Source organism: Pseudomonas sp. NPDC089401 (assembly GCF_044749485.1).
In the GTDB taxonomy this organism is placed as follows: Bacteria; Pseudomonadota; Gammaproteobacteria; order Pseudomonadales; family Pseudomonadaceae; genus Aquipseudomonas.
In genome coordinates this window covers 693,120-710,477 of sequence record NZ_JBIVIA010000001.1, presented here as the reverse complement: position 1 = coordinate 710,477, position 17,358 = coordinate 693,120, and the positions used below count along the sequence as shown (strand labels likewise).

Sequence of the window (17,358 nt, the reverse complement as noted above, 5' to 3'; positions counted from 1 at the left end):
AATGCCAGGCCTGTGGATGCATAGAAAGAATTGACGTTTCCCAGCGGCTTGCAGCGGGTACCCTGCGCGCACTTCAGGGCCGCCAAGGAGGCCGTCATGCTCGAACGACTGGGCAGGTACCGCATCGACGGCGTGTTGGGCAAAGGCGCCATGGGCACCGTGTACAAAGCCTACGACCCGCTCATCGCGCGGGTAGTGGCGCTCAAGACGATACGCAAGGACCTGCCCGACGATTACCCGCAGCAGCAACTGGCCAGCCGCTTTCTCCACGAGGCCCGGGCCGCCGGCCGGCTGAGCCACCCGAACATCGTCGCTGTCCACGACTACGCCGAGGACGGCGGCATCGCCTTCATCGCCATGGAATTCGCCGACGGCGTCGGCCTCGACCAGCTGCTGCGCCAGCGCCTGCCCTGCCATCTACCCAAGGTGCTCGGCTGGATGCGGCAACTGCTGCTGGCCCTGCATCATGCCCATTGCCGGGAGGTGGTGCATCGCGACCTGAAGCCGGCCAACCTGATCATCACCGCCGGTGGCCAACTCAAGCTCATAGATTTCGGCGTTGCACGCATCGACTGCGCCCTGGCTACCCACGCCGACTCGGTGATCGGCACGCCCTGCTACATGTCGCCCGAGCAGTGCCGCGGTGAAGCGGTGGACGGCCGTTCCGACCTGTTTTCCGCAGGCATCGTGTTCTACCAGCTGCTCACCGGCGAACGACCGTTCTCGGGGTCGACGGCCAAGGTCACCCAGCAGATCCTCACACACCCTCCACGGCGCCCGTCGGACCTCGACCCGTCACTGGACGCGCGCTTCGATCGGTTGATCAGCCGGGCCCTGGCCAAGCACCCGGATGAACGCTTCGCCTCGGCCCTGGAGTTTCTCGCCGTGCTGCAGGCACTGGCAGACACGCCCCAGGACGACGAGCTTACCCGGCTGTGCATCGGCCCCTGAGCCAGGCCCCTGGCTAGAGGCGCACCGGGCAACGGAACTGCTCGAGGCTGTCGCGGTTGAACGGGTTGATCACGCTATTGGCCAGCAGCGCATAGCGCACTTGGCGCCCATCGAGGTCGAAGCTCAGCTCGAAGCGTTTGCCTTGCTCGCCACTGAGGCGGCCTTGATCGACCAGCCGCAGCCACGCCCATGGCCCCTCGCTGCGCAAGCCCAGGCCTGCATGCAACTGCACCAGGTCGCTGCCCTTGCCGCTGGGCAACACGATGGGGGTGAAACCTGGGCGGCTGCCGGGCTCGAAAACCACCGGCTGGCCGGCGATATCCAGCGTCACCATTGCCAGCTCGGGGTCGGCGCCAATGGGTTTGAGGCCAAAGCGCAGCGATGGCTGTTGCGCCCCGCCGACGAAGAACATGTCGCGCAGGCGCAGGCCATGCTGGAACTGATCGAGCACAGCCTGGGGAATGTTGCTCGTGGCGCGCCAGCGCCAGCGGCTGCTGCTCATGTCCACGTAGGGTGCCAGTTGCTTGTTGAAGAAGTCGTCCAGCAGGCCGCCAGGCCCGAAGAACTTGCCGAAGTCATCGGCGGAGATCTCCGCGCTGGCCTCACGCACCAACGGGTAACGCCCCTCGATGGCCTCACGGCAGAAGGTGGCGCCGCCGGCGCGCCAGAGGGCATTGAGTCGCTCGCGCTCATTGCCCAGTGCCAGCAACGAACCGTTTTCACCGACCTCGAGCAGAATGCTCGAAAGTGGTGCCGGCTGGTCGCCGGCGGCTCGCTGTATCCGCCCGAGCACCTCGTCGCTGGGCGCAGGCATGCCACTGCGCCGAGCACGCTGGGCACCGTCGAAGAATTGCGAGGCCTCGCTCAACAGGGCCAGCCCCTCGTCCAGCGGCGAAGGCGGGTCGCGCCCGACCAGGGTGTGCAACGCGGCAAAATGCCTGTCCACCGGGTGACTGGCGCTTTCCGGGTCGGCGCCTTCGAGGCTGGTTTCGCGTGCGGCTGCCTGGAGAAAGGCACGCAACGGCGAGTCGGCCGCATTCAGTGCATGGCTCACCCGCGCCGCCTGGTCCAGGGTATTGAGCGCCACAGGCTGCACATCGGCGAGGTACGCGTCCCAGTGCTGGATGTAATCGGCGTAGTACAACGACAATACCGCGCCGTTGATATCTTCCACGCCGTTCATCCCGAGCATCGCCTCCTGCCGGTCCAGCACCCAACCCTCGCCGGCCATGTCGAGCACCGCCTGCTCGCTCGATGCCAGCAGTGCGCGGTAGCCGGCGACGCTGTAGACCCCGCTGACGCCGCGCGACAAGGGCGCCCCGCTACGGCGCCGGAGCAAGGATGAGGCATCGCGCCCTGCCGCCGCATTGACACTGAGCTCGGCAAAGCCGCGCTGGGCCAGTTGCCGCGTCAGGCGGTTGTAGACGCGATGTGGGACGGGCAGCTTGGCCAGGGTCAAGCGGGTGCGCGCGATCAGTTCGGCATCCAGTGGCACGGCTAGCGCATCCTTGTCGTCCAGCAGCGCCGAGACATGCACCGACAACGCCTGGCGTTGCTGCTCGCTGACCTGAGGCCAGGCATCGCGCCAGGCCACATCGACCCAGGCCTGCAGCGAAGCGGCATCGAAGAACTGGCGCTCACCGAGCATCAGGTAGGCGCGCAAGGTTTCGAACAGCCAATGCTGGTCGTTGGCGTCACCACGGCGCAAAGTGCTTTCCAGGTCGGCGACGATCTGCTCCAGCAAGGTGCTGCGCAGCAAGCGCCGATACAGCGCCTGCGCCGCTCTTTCTCGCTGCGAATCCGGGTTCAGCGCAACACGCTCCAGGTGCTTGCCATGCTCGGAATGGATGGCTGCCAAGCCACGGGCCTGATCCAGCAATGGCAAGACCCCGGGCACATCGCGCTCATGGCACACCAGCTGGATCAAGCGCTGCATTTGCGCCGTGTACTGCTCCGACCATTCGACCAGGGACAGGTTGTGCCGAAAACCGAAACCCATGCCCACGGCCAGCAGCAGTGTCAGCAGCAGTACCCGCAGCTTGCCCGCCCTGAGCCAGCGCCGCTGTTCCAGACGCCAGTCGGCGCCCGTCGCCCCCGCCTCCGCAAAGATCACCTCACGCAGCAGACGGCTGACAAAGTAGCTGCGTCCGGCTGCCTGGCTGCTGGTGAAGTAGACCCCGCGCAGCATCAGCGCAGACTGGTAGCGGTTGGGCTCGAAGACGTGCTGCAGATAATCGCCGAGCATCGCCTTGATCCCGGCGAACTGCTGGGGAAAACGGTAAAGCAAGGCGCGTCGGCAAAGGTTGCGCTCCTGCTGCAGGCGCTCGAGCACCCGAACCTGCAATTGCCGCTCCAGCGCATCGAATTCCGTTGCAAAACTCGCCAACGCGCCGGCCGCCGGCTCGGCGCTGCCCATCGCAAAGGTCATGCCCCAGACTTGCCCACGCTGGGCCTGGCCGAGGCACTCGAAGAACTCGCAAAAGCCTGCCAGCCGGTCGCACTGGGTGACCATGAGATAGACCGGAAGCACGCGCCCCAGGTGCCCGTGAAGCGCTTCGATGCGTGCCCGGACCGCCTTGGCCTGCCCGGCACGCCCGGCATCGTCGAGCTGCAGCAGGTCACTGACGCCAAGGGTGACGATCACCCCGCAGACCGGGCTGCGCCGCCGGTGCTTGCGCAGTTGCTCCAGCAGGGCATGCCAGGCCCTCTGGTCGGTTTCGCCGGCCTGGCTGACGTAACGCCCGGTGGTGTCGAGCAGCACCGCCTCGTCGGTGAACCACCAGTCACACTGCCGCGTCCCGGCGAGCGTGTCGCAGCCCCTGGTCTGCGCGGCATCGCCGAGCGGGAAATGCAGGCCGGAATGCGCCAGGACGGTGGTCTTGCCGCTGCCTGGCGCGCCGATCAGCAGGTACCACGGCAAGGGCTGGCGGCCGCCAGGACCGAGCTTGCGCAGCACGGCCCTGACCGAGCGCATGCGCGCTGCCAGGTGGCGCCGTTCGGCACGCGCCTGGCCGCCATCGCCACGCTCGAACGCGAGGCAACGGCCCAGCCAGCGCAGCACTCGCCCCGGCCAATCGATGATCCGCATCAGAAAAGACATTACCTACCCCTCACTGCGACTGCGCCGAAAAAATACCGTGATCTCCACCCGCCGGTTGCGTGCACGGTTGGCCGAGGAGTCGTTGGCCACGAGGGGTTCGCTTTCTCCCCGACCTTCGCTGCGGTAACGCGCGGCGGGGCCGGCGCGCAAGCCCAACAACCGCGCCACGCTGGCGGCGCGGGCCTGGGACAACGCGCTGTTCGACGCCAGCCGCGCCCCCGCTGCCGGTGGCTGGTTATCGGTGTGCCCGACCACCAGCACTTCGCCTGGAAGCTGACTCAACGCATCGCCGATGCGGCCCAGCAAGGCCCGCTGGCTGCCCGACACCTCGGCACTGCCCGAGGCGAACAGGCCTTGCCCTGGCAAGGTGATCAGCGCACGATCGGCGCTCTCCTGCACGCTCACCAGGCCCTCGGCGATGTCTTCGGCCAGCAGGCCTGCCACGCTCACCGGCGCAGGCCTGGCCGGTGCCTGTAGCGATGGCGCCAGGCGCATTTCGGCCATTTGCGCCAGCACCGGTGCCGTGGCGCGGCCGAGCAGCCAGTTGCACCCCAGCTGCAGCCCCGCCAACAGGGCGATGGCCAGCCCGACCGTGCCCCATAGCGACAACCCGCGCATCGGCGTTGGCGTCTGGAGCACGCCGCGCCAGCGGGGCGACAGGTCCGCCTCGACGCTGCCGCGCTGTTGGCGAATCAGCTCGAACAAGCGCTCGCGCAGCGCCTCGAGCTGCTCCGACCCACGCTCGACCACGCGGTAACGCCCCTCCAGGCCCAGGGCCAGGCACAGGTACATCAATTCCAGCAGGTCAAGGTTGCCGCGCGGGTCCAGCGTCAGCCGTTGCAGGACCTGGAAAAACTTCTCGCCACCGCCAGCCTCGTTATGGAAGGTCACCAGCAGGCTGCGGCTGCTCCACACCCCGGCCCCCCAGGGGGTACTGGAGATGGTTTCGTCTACCAGGGTGCAGAGCGCGTAACGCGCCACGGCAATGGCCTGGGTCGGCACCCGGCTGGCCAGTGCCTGCTTCTCGAACTGCCTGACCGCCCGCACCAGGCGCTCGCGCAGGGCCTCCCGGTCGGGCGGGCGGGCCATGCCACGCAGAGGCACCACCACATCGAGCAATGGATTGGCGGCGCGCACCAGCGGGTTGAGCCCTTCGCCGCCATGCTCGACGCCTTCGGGCAGCGTGTCGCGCGTCGCTGGCACCCTCGCGGTGGCGGGCGACAGCAGCAGGGTCTGCTCCGGGTCATGCCCCAGTACCAGGGAGTCGTTCAGCTTCACCGTCAATCACCTGCCTTGTCGATCATCCGTTGCGGATGGCCCAGAACTGCATTTCGAGCCCTGGGAAGTTGCCCGCCACATGCAGGGCGAAGCCCGCCGACTGGGTCAAGGGTTGCCAGTACTCGCTGCCGCGATCCAGCTCGAAATACGTGAACCCGGCATGGAACGGCAGCTCGCGCGGCGCCACCGGCAACGCCTGCAGGCCGATACCGGGCAGTTGCAGGTTGACCATTTCACGGATGCTCTCCACCGGGCCCAGCTTGACTTGCAGCGGAAACACACTGCGCACCGCCTCACTTGGCATCTGCGCCTGGACCGCCAGCACGAAGCTGGCCGAATGCAGCAACGCCCTGTCCGCCACGACCGCAACGCGGATGCCGAACTGGCGCTCTTCCAGGCGGATCTGGATGGCCCGCGCGTCCATCACCACCGCCAGGGCACGGCGCAGGTCGAGCATCAACGGGGCAAAGGTCTCGGCCAGGGCATCGTGGCGGTACACCGGGTAATCCCTGGCACGCTTGCAGCTGCGGGTGAAGGTCGCCAGCTCACCGGCCAGGCGGGTCAGTTCCACGTACAGCGCCTCGGGATGCAGCCCCGCCATGCCGGCCAGGTGACGCATCAGCGGCTCACTGCGATTGAGCAGCTGCAGCAACAGAAAGTCGGCGATTTCCGCCACACCCTGGGCCCCTGGTTGCGCCAGCCGCCTGGCCAGGGCTTCTCCGCGCTGGTGCAGCAGCCCGAGCAATTCCTCGACGAATTGCGCCAGGCGTGGTGCGGCCCGCAGCTGAAGGCTCGGCGCGCAGAACTCGGGATCCAGCAGGACCTGCTGGTCGGCGCGGCGCTCAAGCACCCGCGCCACCCCCAGCAGGGTGTGGGTATCGCTGACGTCGCAGGCGCTGGCCAGGCGCAAGCGCAGCTTGCCCACCCGCATCGATGCGCAGTTGTCCAGGCCATTGCTGTCCATGGCCTGGTGCTCGACGCTGCAATGCCGGGCGACGTTCTCGGCCCCCTCGCGATCGTCCACCTCGCTTACGCCACGGCGTGCGCTGGGCAGTGCCAGTACCACGTCGAAACCGCGGGCTCCGACGGGGATCTCCAGCGGCAACGGCATTTCGTCGAAGGGCTGGCCGACGGGCGTGCCATCCGGCAGCACCGCGCTGTAGCCCTTGAGTGCGAACTTGCCGAGCGCCAACTGCGGTTCATCGATCTGCAGCTGCGAAAAGCCCCAGGCATAGGGCCGCAAGGCAGTGACGCGGGCTTCCAGGCGGGCGTCGAGATAACGGTCGTGCTGCTGCAGGTGCTGGGGTTGCAGGAGCATGCCTTCCGACCAGATGACTTTGCTGTTCCAGGACATGGACGGGGTCTCACGCAATACAAAGGAAGGGGTTCAGGGCATGCCGCGCAAACGGCTGACCTGCAACGGGTAGGCCGAGGAAAACTGCTTGGCCACCAGCCGTTGCAAGTGCTCTCCCCCCTCGCCCACCACCAGCTCGTAGCGCTTGGTGTAGCAGGCCCACAGACGCGCCTTGCGTTTCACTGGCCGCAACCGCTCCATCAGCCCCACCGCGGGCAGGCCGCGGGCGATCAGCGACGGGTCGAAGCAGCGCACCACCGCGCCGAGGGCTTCACGCTGGCTGGCCGCGACCGCTTGCTCATGGACCCTGAGGTCATCGAAGGCGCCCCGCAACGCCTGCACACCTGGCAGGTAGGCTGGCGAATCCGCCCCGAGCATGTGGCTCAGGGCGCTGCTGGTATCAGGGAAGAACTTCAGCGGGTTGTTCGCCAACGCACCGATCAGGGTCAGCTCGACGTTGCTCTCGCGCTTGGCCAATGTCCGCTCCATCAGCATGCGCATGGTGGCCCCGGTGGCTTCGCGGAGCATTTCCCCGACCAGCCGGGCCAGCGCCTCGGGGCCACGGGCAGTGGGCAACTGCGCCAGCCCCAGCCCCTCGAGCAATGCCCCCAGGACCTGGCAGTGCGCAGGCGCAGATACCTCGCCCGCACGTGCAGCCGGCGCGCCGCGGGGCGTGACCAGGTCTGCCAGGGCATCGTAGCCGTCGGGAATCAGCACGGCCTCGTCAAGGCCGGCTGGCACTTGGGCCGACTGCGGCAGTGGCTGCCGCTCGGGCGAGCCATGATCGAAGCCCGCCCCCGCAAAGTCCGGCTGCCTGGGGATGGCCCCGGGCAGCGCGAGCAACGGGGCCTGGCCGGGATCGATGATGCGGTCGAGGTCCAGCAGGTCGATGCGCTCCAGTGGCGGCTCGCCGATCGGCGGCTGCGCAGGCGGCAGTGGCGTCAGCCCGCCCACCGATGACGGCGTGAACACCGCCAGTGTCTGCAGACCGCCGAGACCGGCCGGATCAGGCGCGGCCGCCGTCGCAGGCGGCAGCTCGATGTCGATCTGGTAGTCGCCGATCACCAGCACGTCGCCCGTGCGCAGCAGCGCCTCGTGGCCGTGGCCTATCAGGCGTTCGTTGAGGACGCTCGGGTTGCTGCCGGTATCGACCAGGTAGTAACCGTCATCGCGCCGCTCGATGCAGGCGTGCTTGCGGGAGATGTACTTGCCGGGGTCTTCCAGCACCAGGTCGTTGCCAGGTGCGCGTCCCAATGTGCCGGCGTCATCGATGGCACAGGACAGTTCGGCCGCAGGCGAACGCCCGCGATAGTACGTGACCCGCAGTATTACAGGCATGTCAGGCTCCTTGATGTTTCGGGCTGACGAGGGTCACTGCCGACCATCGTCAGCCTCCTTGGGTTGCAACGGCTGCGCAGCGGGCGCCGGGCGCGAGGCCATCACCAGGGCGTTGGCCGCCGCTGCCGCCTGGGGCACGACCATGGGCAGCATGGAAACCACCAGGGCCGGGCCGATCGTCACGAAGGCGCTGCCGGCCTTGAGCGTGATGCTGGCGCCAGCCTCGATCACCACGTTCATCCCGCCCTGGATGTGCACGTCCTTGCCACCGCTCAGGCTGGCCTTGAGCGCGCCGTCCAGCAGCAGGTTGCCGCCGGCCACCTGCGCCGCGCTGCCGCGGGTCTTTTCAATACGGTCGCCGAGCACGGACTGGTGACAGTTGCCGCCGACGCTTTCTCGCAAGTCGTTGGCCACATGGGAGTGGCGATCGCCTCCCACCCAGTCCAGGGCGTCCTGCTTGATACGTTGTTCGAGGTTGCGCTCGGCATGCAGGAACACCTGCTCGGCGCCCTTGCGGTCCTCGAAGCGCAGTTCGTTGTGGCCGCCGCCGCCCTTGGACGAACAGCTTCTCAAGGTCGAGCGGGTGGCCTGCTCCGGCAACGCGCAGGGCGGCATGGCCTCGGCGTTGTACAGGCAGCCGGTGATCAACGGGCGGTCCGGGTCGCCTTCCAGAAAGCTCACCACCACTTCCTGACCGATGCGTGGCAGGAACAGGCTGCCCCAACGCTTGCCGGCCCAGCCCTGGGCGACGCGTATCCAGCACGAACTGTTCTCGTCACCGGCACCCTCGCGGTCCCAGTGAAATTGCACCTTGACCCGGCCAAAGCTGTCCGTCCAGACCTCCTCGCCCTGCTTGCCCACCACCCTGGCAGTCTGCGGGCCGTAGACCACAGGCTTGGGGCTGCGGCTGGGCGGGCAGAAATCCTGTTCGCTGGGCATGGCGCTGAAGGTGCAGGTCAAGCCCATAGCCGGGGCGTCCTGGCGAGCGGGCTCGAAGGCATCGGACGACAGCTGGTAACGTGCACCGAGCACCAGCACCTGCAGGTTCTGATCGTCACGCGGGTGCTCGGCAAGGGTGAACAAGGCACCGGGGAACAGGCCACGGGCCGCCGTGCTACCCTCGATGCGCCGATAGCTGGCGTGGCACGCCTGGTTGCGCTGGCGCGCCAGGCTTTCACCGGCCTGACGGTCGTGGTACTTGCCGGGGTAGTCATAGCATTCGTGGCGCGATTGCGCGTAGTCACGCGCCTGAACCGACTTGACCAACAAGCTGGCCGAGGGCTTTTCGAAGTCATAATCCTGCAGCACCCAGGCACCGGGTTCGACTTCACCGCTCATGCGCCACTCGCCGATCACCTCACCGGGCGCCAGGGCCGGTTGGTAACGCAGCACTTCGCAGCCAGGGGCTGGCTCATGCGCGGCATAGCCGTCGGCCAGCACCAAGGTATGGCGCCCGGCGCTGCTGCGGAAGAAGTAGTAGATACCCGCCTGCTCCAGCAGGCGGCTGATGAAGTCGAAATCGCTTTCGCGGTACTGCACGCAATAGGCAAGTGCCGGGTAGCTGGCACTGAGCCCGGCGCTGTCGAGGTCGGCGACCGTGTAACGGGCACAGACGGCCTGGACGATGTCCGGCACGCTTTGCTGTTGGAAGATGCGGCAGTCGCGGCTGCGGGTGAGCAGCCACAGCCAGGGCCGCACCACGGCATGGTAAGTGGCCAGGCGACCCTGCTGGCCGGTGTATTCGAAGCGCGCGACCAGGCCGCTGAAATGACGCTGGCCGCCATTGGCCAGGGCGATCGAAACCGTCAGGGGCGTGGCCAGCAGATCATCCATGCAAAGGTCGGCACGCTCGCTGCAGAGGTCGATACGGTACTCGCTCAGGGTCGACAACGCTTCGCTGGCACGCATGTGCCGCAACAGCAGCGCATCGGCACCGAGCGCACAGGTGACGGTGATTTCGCGGTTGGCTTGGGTAACGGGCATCGGTCGGATTCTTCGACTCATCGGCAGACGTGGGATGACAACACCCGGCGCAGGCGGTTTATTCCCGCCCCTTGCCTCAGGCTGCCGCACTCATGCCGCAGCGGCGGTAGGCGGGTTTTCCAGGACCAGGGTGATGCCGGAATGGTTGTAGGTTTTCGACCAGCTGTTCAGGGCCTCGAAACTGGCAAAGTCCCTGCCGTCTCCCGGGTCCATGTAAGTACCGTCAGGCCGGCGCATGACGTAATGCAGGCCGACCACGAAGGTCATCATGACTTTCAGGGCGCGTTGATGGGCCGCCAGCGCCGGCGGCGCGGCACGGAGGATGGGGAAACCCGCCTTGATGCACTGTGCCTCGGCGCTGGGGTAGCCGTACGCCAGGAGCCTGGCGAGCGGGCCGCTGCTGTAGATCTGCACGGCCAGCCCCAACTCGCGGGCCGCGATGGCAACGTTGTGCGGCATCGAATAACCGAGCTTGTCGAAGTCCAGCGGCCTCGAATACCCCCCGGTAAGCGCGCCAGAGGTGAGCGCATACAGCGCCGACTCGCACTGGCCGTTGGCCTGCAACGGTTGCCCGAGGTTGATCCCTCCCAGACGTGGCAGGTGCCTGATGCCCAGCTCCATTGCCGCGCAGAGCAGCGCAGCCGCGCCGCAGGAATTGCCGAACTGCTGTTGTTTTCTCATCGAAGGCCCTTGCTGGGTGGCAAAGCGGTTTGTTGGGCATCGTCCTGGCTGAACATGAATTCGCCATCGCGTACATGGATGTGCACCCTGCGCACGGGTTGGGCACGCAGCGTGTGTTCGAGGAGCATCCGGCTGATGCTGGGCAGCACCGACTGGGTCAGGATCGCGTCGATCATCCGCCCACCGCTTTGCAGCTCGGTGCATCGACTTGCGATCAGCGCCACCACCTCCTCGTCGAAGCTCAATGGCGCCGCGTGGCTGTCCTGCAGGCGCTGCTGGATCCGGCCCAGTTGCAGGCGGATGATGCTGGCGAGCAACGCGTCGCTCAGCGGGTAGTAGGGCACCACCACCAGGCGCCCGAGCAGCGCTGCGGGGAACACCTGCAACAGTGGCTGGCGCAAGGCCTTGCCGAGGGTGTCGGGTGCCGGCAGCTGGTCCTGGCGCTGGCACAGTTGTTCGATGACCTCGGTGCCGGCGTTGGTCGTGAGCAGGATCAGCGTGTTCCTGAAGTCGATCGCGCGGCCCTCGCCATCCTCCATCCAGCCTTTGTCGAACACCTGGAAGAACAGTTCATGCACGTCCGGGTGCGCCTTCTCGATCTCGTCCAGCAGCACCACGCTGTAGGGCTTGCGGCGCACGGCCTCGGTCAGCACGCCGCCCTCGCCATAACCGACGTAGCCGGGTGGAGATCCCTTGAGGGCAGAGACCGAATGGGCTTCCTGGTACTCGCTCATGTTGAGGGTGACGAGATGGTCCTCGCCGCCGTACAAGGCCTCGGCCAAGGCCAGCGCGGTCTCGGTCTTGCCCACCCCGGAGCTGCCCGCGAGCAGGAACACCCCCACGGGCTTGCCGGGGTTGTCCAGGCCGGCACGCGCCGTCTGCACACGCCGGGCGATGGCCTCCAGCGCATGGGGCTGGCCGATGATGCGGCGTGACAGGGTGTCGGCAAGGCCGAGCACAGCATCGATTTCGTTGCGCACCATGCGCCCCAGCGGAATACCGGTCCAGTCCTGCACCACCGCGGCGACGACCTGGGCATCGACGGTCAGCAGGATCAAGGGCGTCTCGCCCTGGGCCTCGAGCAAGGCCTGCTGGCGCTCGCGCAGTGCCGCCAGGGCCTGGTCATCATCGGGCTGGCGCCCCAGGCGGGCACGCAGTTCGAGGATCGTCCGCACCTGCTGCTGCTCGTCCTGCCAACGCGCTTCGATGCCGGCCAGGTGCGCCTCCTCGCTGGCCTGCCGAGCGTCGATCGCTGCCTCACGCAGCGCAGTGTCGACACCCAGGGCGCGCTCACGGGCCATGATCGCCCGCTCGATGGCCAGCGCCTCGATGCGTCGACGGCTGTCCTCCACGGCCGCCGGGGTGGCGTGCTGGCTGACGGCGACGCGGGCACAGGCGGTGTCGAGCAGGCTGATCGCCTTGTCGGGCAACTGGCGCGCCGGCAGGTAGCGCTGAGCCATGCGTACCGCGGCTTGCAGGGCTGTATCGAGAATCTGTACCTGGTGGTGCCGGGCCATGCGCTCGGCAATGCCACGCAGCATCAGCACGGCGCCGGCTTCGTCCGGCTCGCCGACCTGAACGGTCTGGAAGCGCCGGGTCAGTGCCGGGTCCTTCTCGATGTGCTTGCGGTACTCGCCGAAGGTGGTCGCGCCAACCGTGCGCAACGTGCCCCGGGCCAGCGCCGGCTTGAGCAGGTTGGCCGCATCGCCGGTGCCGCTGGCCCCACCGCTGCCGACCAGGGTGTGTGCTTCGTCGATGAACAGAATCACCGGCACCGGGCTGGCCTGCACGGCCTCCATCAGCGAACGCAGGCGCTGCTCGAACTCGCCCTTTACGCCAGCCCCGGCTTGCAACAGGCCGCTATCAAGCGCCAGCAGGCGTACTTCGCGCAGTGCCGGCGGAACATCGCCGTGCACGATGCGCTGGGCCAGGCCCTCCACCACCGCGGTCTTGCCAACCCCGGCCTCGCCCACCAGCAGCGGGTTGTTCTGGCGCCTGCGCATGAGGATGTCGATGACCTGGCGGACCTCCTCATCGCGCCCCACCACCGGATCCAGCACGCCGTCACGCGCCTGGGCGGTGAGGTCGACGGCAAAACGTTCGAGCGCTGCCTGGCAGCCGGACCCGACCGGGGCTGCAACGGCCTCGCCCGCTGCCGGTTGCGAACCGTCGCTGGCGCGCTGACGGGCCTCGGGCGACGCGGCCAACAGTGTGGCGAACCCTTCGCCCAGGCCATCGACCTTGACCTTGGCGAACTCGCCGGACAGCGCCAGCAGCGCATTGCGCAGGGTGCGGTCCTTGAGCAGGGCATACAGCAGATGGCCGGAGCGGATCTGCGACTCGCCGAACAACAACGTGGCCTGCACCCAGGCACGTTCGACGCTGTCTTCCAGTTGCGACGACAGGTCGGTGATCGAGGTCGAGCCGCGCGGCAGGCGGTCGAGCGCCTGGGTGATGCCCTCGTGCAGTTGCGCCAGGTCCAGCGCAAAATGCCGCAGGATGCGCAGCAGGTCGCTGTCGTCCAGTTGCAGCAACTGATGCAGCCAGTGCACCAGCTCGACATAAGGGTTGCCGCGCAACCGGCAAAACGCCGTGCTGCTTTCGATGGACCGATAACACAGGCGGTTGAGTTTGCCGAACAGGGCGACGCGACTGATCTCAGCCATGATCTGCTCCTTGTGGTGAACGGGAAGGGTCGAGCAACAACTGGGCGTCGTCGCGCAGGGGCGGCGCGCTGCTCAACCAGCTGCTCCAGCCGAGCCGGGCATCCTGGCCCAGGCGGGTGCCCGGGAGGTGCTGCCTGGCAACGATCAGGTTGATGTCCCAGGCCAGCGCCAGGCCTGCGTACTGGCGCACCCAGTCGACCAGCCGCTGCAACGTCGGGCTGCCCGGCAGCAGGCGCCTGACCTGGGCCATGTCCAGCGGGCCGATCAGCAGGCGGAACTTGCCCTGGGCGTCCCACACCTTGGCGCCCAGCACCGTGTCCCGGCCCAGGCGGCCTGCATCCGGCCCGCTGCGCAGGGTGCACAGGCCATCGGCCGGCAGGGTCATCCAGTGCCCGACGAACTGCTCGACCTGCACGGGCATCTGCAGATCGTCGCGCAGCAGCGCAGCCAGCCCCTCGGCATTGCGCACCTGCGCCACCAGGCGCCCGGCATAGTGCTGCTTGGCCCGCAGCGGCACGGCATCGCGCCCTTGCAGCGAGGGCATGCCCAGGCCGATCAGCGAGGCGACATAGTCGGAGAAGCGGTCCGCGTCCGGGCGATCGAGGCTCACCGCGGGCTGGGCATTGGCCCAGGCGCGGTAGAACAGGCTGATCATGCGATGGTGGAAGGTATCCAGAAAGCGCGCCAGGGTCGGATCGCCGCCGTTGCGCTGGCGATCACGGACATACTCGGTCAGGTGCACCGGCAATGGCCCATTGGCCCCCAGCGCGCCGAAACCGTTGAGCAGCAGCAACGCTGCCCGTCCACCTTCGCCCGGTTGCAGGCCGGCCAGCATGTCCGGCTCGAAGGCCAGCGAGGGCTGCTGGCCGAAACGCACCGGTTCGAAGGCCGGGTGGCTGGCCTGGCCGATCCGCGGTTGGTCACCGAAGGCACACTCCAGCTGGCGCAACGCCGCATGGAAGCCGAATGCCGCTGGCTGGCGCGCCAGACGCTGCAGCAAGCCTACAGGATCGCGCATCGCCCCACCCTCGTCGGCCATTGCATGATCAGCCCGCGCGCGACGCCGTGCAGCCGGGTCTCGGTAAAGCCATTGAGCGTCACATACCGGGCGAAGAACTGCTCCAGCACCGCCCCGAACACGAACGCACTGGCGCCTTCGAAGGCGTCTTCGTCCACCGTCACGCAGACCTGCAGCCCTCGCCCATGGCTGATCTGCCCAGGCAGGGGCAGGCGCCGCACGATCGGCGCGGCCGTGACCGAACGCAGGCCTTCGACCTGCTTGTGCGCCACCGCATCGTTCACCCCACAGTACAACCGCAGCAGGTCGCGCAGCGCGGTTGCCCCCTGCCCCGGCGCCTCGTCGAGCAGCGACAGGTAGTTGAGCGAAAGGTGGCTGACCAGCCGCCAGGCGGTCTCGCCCTCGGCAAACGATGCCCGCGGCGCGGTTGGCCCGGCCACGCAGCGGATCGCCCGCACAGGGGCGCCGCTGTCGAGGGTGAAGTCGGTCTTGCCCACGCCCAGCGGCATGCTCAGCACCAGGTCGCGGTTGCTGCACAAGGTGTCGACGCTCAGCTGACGCAGGTCGCTGGACACCGGCGCTTGCTCGATGTCGACCAGGGTCAGGAACAGTTCGCTGCCGGCATAGCTCGAGCGCGGCCCCTCTCGGCGCTGGCGCTCGGACAACACGCGGCTGTCGCGGCGCAGCTGGTACCAGGCACCGCGCCCTGGCGGCTGCAGGTCGTTGGCCAGGTAGAGCGGTTGGAAACGTTGCTCGGCGCGCTCGCCGGTACCGTGGCCGGTGACCCCGGTCACCTGGTAGATCTCGAAGTCCATTGGCCGCGTGCGGTCTGCCACCACATGGTGATCGACCTGTCGGTCGGACAGGTGCACGCGTTCGGCGCGCTTGGGGAACAGGTTGATCACCGGGGTGCAATGCAATGCGAAGCGCGCGGCGCACACGGACTTCTCCAGGGCCGGGACAAAGGTCTTGAACAGCACCGTGAGGTCGAGCTCTGAGCCCTGGCAACGGCGAATCGCGTTGCCCAGGCCCCGCAGCTCGACGAACTGGAAACGTTGCGGCAAAGTGAAATACTCCTGCAGCAACCGGTAACCCTGGAAGCTGCGTGGCCCGACCGGCAGCAGCGCCTGATCATCGTCGAAGCCGTGGCCGTGGAGGGCGGATTTCTCCAGCACCTCATGCCAGGGGTTGTCGGCCTGCACCGGCTGCACCAACACCCCTGCCGCCTGTGCCAGGAGCTGTTCGAGCAAGCGGTCGACCACCCCTTCGACCCCTGGCAGGTAGAGCATCAGGCTGTCCATCGCCAGGGTGTCGAAGCTCAGCCCGGCACCGGCCTTCAAGCGCAGGCGCAGGGCTGCCTTGGCCGGCCCGAGACGCGCCAGGTCGACCCCGCCGACCTGGCTGGAGCAGGCAAAATAGCAAGCCTCGGTGAGCTCCACCGGCCACAGCGTGAGGGCGTGCGCCGTGCGAAATTCGCAGGCGGTCTGGTCGCTCTTGCCCAGCTGGCTGTGCATGGCCGTGCCGCGAGGTACGGTGAAACCCTGCGCCAGGCTGCCCGCGCCGAGATCAGGTTGCAGCTGCACCACGGCCATGGCCGGCGTGGGCGCCAGGTAATGGGGCAGCACCAGTTCCAGCAGGTGATTGGTGAAGCGCGGGAACTCGGCATCGAGTTTCAGCTGCACCCGCGCGGCAAGAAAGCTGAAGCCCTCCAGCAGACGCTCGACGTAAGGGTCGGCGCAGGCATGGTTTTCCAGGCCCAGACGCCCGGCGATCTTGGGAAAGTCACGGGCGAACTCGCCGCCCATCTCGCGCAGGTGCTGCAGTTCGCGCTCGTAGTAACGCAGCAGCCTGGCATTCATGGGCCGATGGCCGATTCGAGGGGATAGAGGTGCACCACACCGGCTTGCAGGTCGAACTCGGTCTTCAGGTACAGGCGCTCCGGCAAGGGCTGCCCCCAGAGCTCGCCAACGATCTCGAAGGCCACTGGCCTGGCCCGCGCCAGGCCGCCTGGGGGCGCCAGTGGCGTGACGCGCACACTGCCAGGCAGGATGCGCGGTTCGAAGGTTTCGATCACTTGCTGCAGGTGCCGGCCCAGGGCAAGGGGGTCAAGGCCACTGGCGGTCTTGCCGGCAAGGTCCGGCATGCCGAAATTGAGCACCGAGCGCCCCGCCAGCGGGTAGCCCGCCAGGTCGTGGGCAGCGCTCAGCGCGGTGCTGTTGAGCAGCCAGTCCAGGTCTCGCAGCACGGCCTTGCGCAGGGCGCGCATGGACAGCACGCGTTGCTCGCGCGGTTCTTGCAACTGCTCGCGGGCATCGTCGCTCAAGCGATCGAGCAACGACGGCTGCAAGCGTTCCCGGCTGGTCAGCTCAGCCATGGGCGATGGCACGGTCAAAGAACGGTGGGTTCATCGTCGACTCTCCAGGCAACCTGGCAGGCCGGCGCGTCAGGCCAACCTGCCAGGTCCATTGCGTCAGATCTTGGCGTTGGCTTGCAGGTCCCACTTCTTCGGCGTGCCGGTGGTGATCTTGCCGCCGCTGAACGAGTCGTACTGGTAGCTGATCTGGGTGAAATTGATCGAGAAGGTTTCGCTCGGGCGCTCGCCGTTGCTCATGATCGAGTAGGAACTGATGATCGCGTCCTCGAGTTCGATCTTGAGAAACACCTGATCCTTGGTGTCGGCGCCACCGGTCTGGATGAAGTGAATCTCGGCCTTGCCCAGGCTCATGCCGCACACACCCTCCATGAACAGGTCGGCCGACGCCAGGTCGGTGCTCTTGGTCAGGGTGATTTCCGAGAACGAGGGGTTGCTGGTATCGCGGTCGAGGCCCCCACCGCTGGTGGTGATGGCGCGCCCCACGCCCATCTGCATGGCATCGATGGTGATCCAGTCGGTATGGCCGGAGACGGTCGAGGTGCCTTTGATTTTCTTGCCGTTGAAGTTGAGCAGAATCATGGTCTGTGCCTTGTCAGTCGATCATTGAGGTGGGTC

The 17,358-nt window shown here is 67.3% G+C and carries 12 protein-coding genes; 1 reads left to right on the top strand and 11 read right to left on the bottom strand.

The annotated features are described in order from the left end of the window. Positions 1-96: 96 nt before the first annotated feature. Positions 97-951: a serine/threonine-protein kinase gene (locus ACIP21_RS03210; protein WP_400683868.1), complete on the top strand. Its 855-nt coding sequence runs from the start codon at positions 97-99 to the stop codon at positions 949-951. Positions 952-964: 13 nt separating this feature from the next. Here ACIP21_RS03210 and tssM read toward each other — a convergent pair whose 3' ends face one another. The 11 genes from tssM to ACIP21_RS03155 form a co-directional block, all read right to left on the bottom strand. Beyond that, positions 965-4,051: a type VI secretion system membrane subunit TssM gene (tssM, locus tag ACIP21_RS03205; protein ID WP_400683866.1), complete on the bottom strand. Its 3,087-nt coding sequence runs from the start codon at positions 4,049-4,051 to the stop codon at positions 965-967. A 3-nt stretch (positions 4,052-4,054) separates the two neighbouring features. Next, a complete protein-coding gene (icmH, locus tag ACIP21_RS03200; RefSeq protein ID WP_400683864.1) occupies positions 4,055-5,329 on the bottom strand; it encodes a type IVB secretion system protein IcmH/DotU in 1,275 nt (424 codons plus the stop codon). A gap of 22 nt (positions 5,330-5,351) precedes the next feature. Further along, positions 5,352-6,683: a type VI secretion system baseplate subunit TssK gene (gene tssK / locus ACIP21_RS03195; RefSeq protein WP_400683862.1), complete on the bottom strand. Its 1,332-nt coding sequence runs from the start codon at positions 6,681-6,683 to the stop codon at positions 5,352-5,354. 33 nt (positions 6,684-6,716) lie between these two features. After that, a complete protein-coding gene (gene tagH, locus ACIP21_RS03190) occupies positions 6,717-8,021 on the bottom strand; it encodes a type VI secretion system-associated FHA domain protein TagH (protein ID WP_400683860.1) in 1,305 nt (434 codons plus the stop codon). Positions 8,022-8,054: 33 nt separating this feature from the next. Next, positions 8,055-10,004: a type VI secretion system Vgr family protein gene (locus ACIP21_RS03185; protein ID WP_400683858.1), complete on the bottom strand. Its 1,950-nt coding sequence runs from the start codon at positions 10,002-10,004 to the stop codon at positions 8,055-8,057. Positions 10,005-10,094: 90 nt separating this feature from the next. Next, entirely contained in the window at positions 10,095-10,685 is a 591-nt protein-coding gene (locus ACIP21_RS03180; RefSeq protein WP_400683856.1) for a hypothetical protein, read from the bottom strand. Next, the gene (gene tssH, locus ACIP21_RS03175) at positions 10,682-13,351 is read right to left on the bottom strand and encodes a type VI secretion system ATPase TssH (RefSeq protein WP_400683854.1); all 2,670 of its coding nucleotides are present in this window, start codon (positions 13,349-13,351) and stop codon (positions 10,682-10,684) included. The genes ACIP21_RS03180 and tssH overlap by 4 nt, the downstream gene beginning before the upstream one ends. Further along, the gene (tssG, locus tag ACIP21_RS03170) at positions 13,344-14,369 is read right to left on the bottom strand and encodes a type VI secretion system baseplate subunit TssG (RefSeq protein ID WP_400683852.1); all 1,026 of its coding nucleotides are present in this window, start codon (positions 14,367-14,369) and stop codon (positions 13,344-13,346) included. The genes tssH and tssG overlap by 8 nt, the downstream gene beginning before the upstream one ends. Continuing rightward, positions 14,354-16,228, bottom strand: a complete 1,875-nt coding sequence (gene tssF, locus ACIP21_RS03165; protein ID WP_400683850.1) for a type VI secretion system baseplate subunit TssF — start codon at positions 16,226-16,228, stop codon at positions 14,354-14,356. Before tssF ends, tssG begins: the two co-directional genes overlap by 16 nt. Further along, entirely contained in the window at positions 16,225-16,743 is a 519-nt protein-coding gene (tssE, locus tag ACIP21_RS03160; RefSeq protein WP_400683848.1) for a type VI secretion system baseplate subunit TssE, read from the bottom strand. Before tssE ends, tssF begins: the two co-directional genes overlap by 4 nt. 96 nt (positions 16,744-16,839) lie before the next feature. Further along, on the bottom strand, positions 16,840-17,322 hold the full coding sequence (locus ACIP21_RS03155; RefSeq protein WP_400683846.1) for a type VI secretion system tube protein Hcp: 483 nt from the start codon (positions 17,320-17,322) through the stop codon (positions 16,840-16,842). Between the last annotated feature and the right edge of the window lie 36 nt (positions 17,323-17,358).

Excerpts from the sequence above, each read along its gene's own strand:
- ACIP21_RS03185 (WP_400683858.1), bottom strand. The coding sequence starts at position 10,004 with ATGCCCGTTACCCAAGCCAACCGCGAAATCACCGTCACCTGTGCGCTC.
- tssG (WP_400683852.1), bottom strand. The coding sequence starts at position 14,369 with ATGCGCGATCCTGTAGGCTTGCTGCAGCGTCTGGCGCGCCAGCCAGCG.
- ACIP21_RS03155 (WP_400683846.1), bottom strand. The coding sequence starts at position 17,322 with ATGATTCTGCTCAACTTCAACGGCAAGAAAATCAAAGGCACCTCGACC.
- tssK (WP_400683862.1), bottom strand. The coding sequence starts at position 6,683 with ATGTCCTGGAACAGCAAAGTCATCTGGTCGGAAGGCATGCTCCTGCAA.
- tssH (WP_400683854.1), bottom strand. The coding sequence starts at position 13,351 with ATGGCTGAGATCAGTCGCGTCGCCCTGTTCGGCAAACTCAACCGCCTG.
- tagH (WP_400683860.1), bottom strand. The coding sequence starts at position 8,021 with ATGCCTGTAATACTGCGGGTCACGTACTATCGCGGGCGTTCGCCTGCG.
- ACIP21_RS03180 (WP_400683856.1), bottom strand. The coding sequence starts at position 10,685 with ATGAGAAAACAACAGCAGTTCGGCAATTCCTGCGGCGCGGCTGCGCTG.
- tssE (WP_400683848.1), bottom strand. The coding sequence starts at position 16,743 with ATGGCTGAGCTGACCAGCCGGGAACGCTTGCAGCCGTCGTTGCTCGAT.
- tssF (WP_400683850.1), bottom strand. The coding sequence starts at position 16,228 with ATGAATGCCAGGCTGCTGCGTTACTACGAGCGCGAACTGCAGCACCTG.
- ACIP21_RS03210 (WP_400683868.1), top strand. The coding sequence starts at position 97 with ATGCTCGAACGACTGGGCAGGTACCGCATCGACGGCGTGTTGGGCAAA.
- tssM (WP_400683866.1), bottom strand. The coding sequence starts at position 4,051 with ATGTCTTTTCTGATGCGGATCATCGATTGGCCGGGGCGAGTGCTGCGC.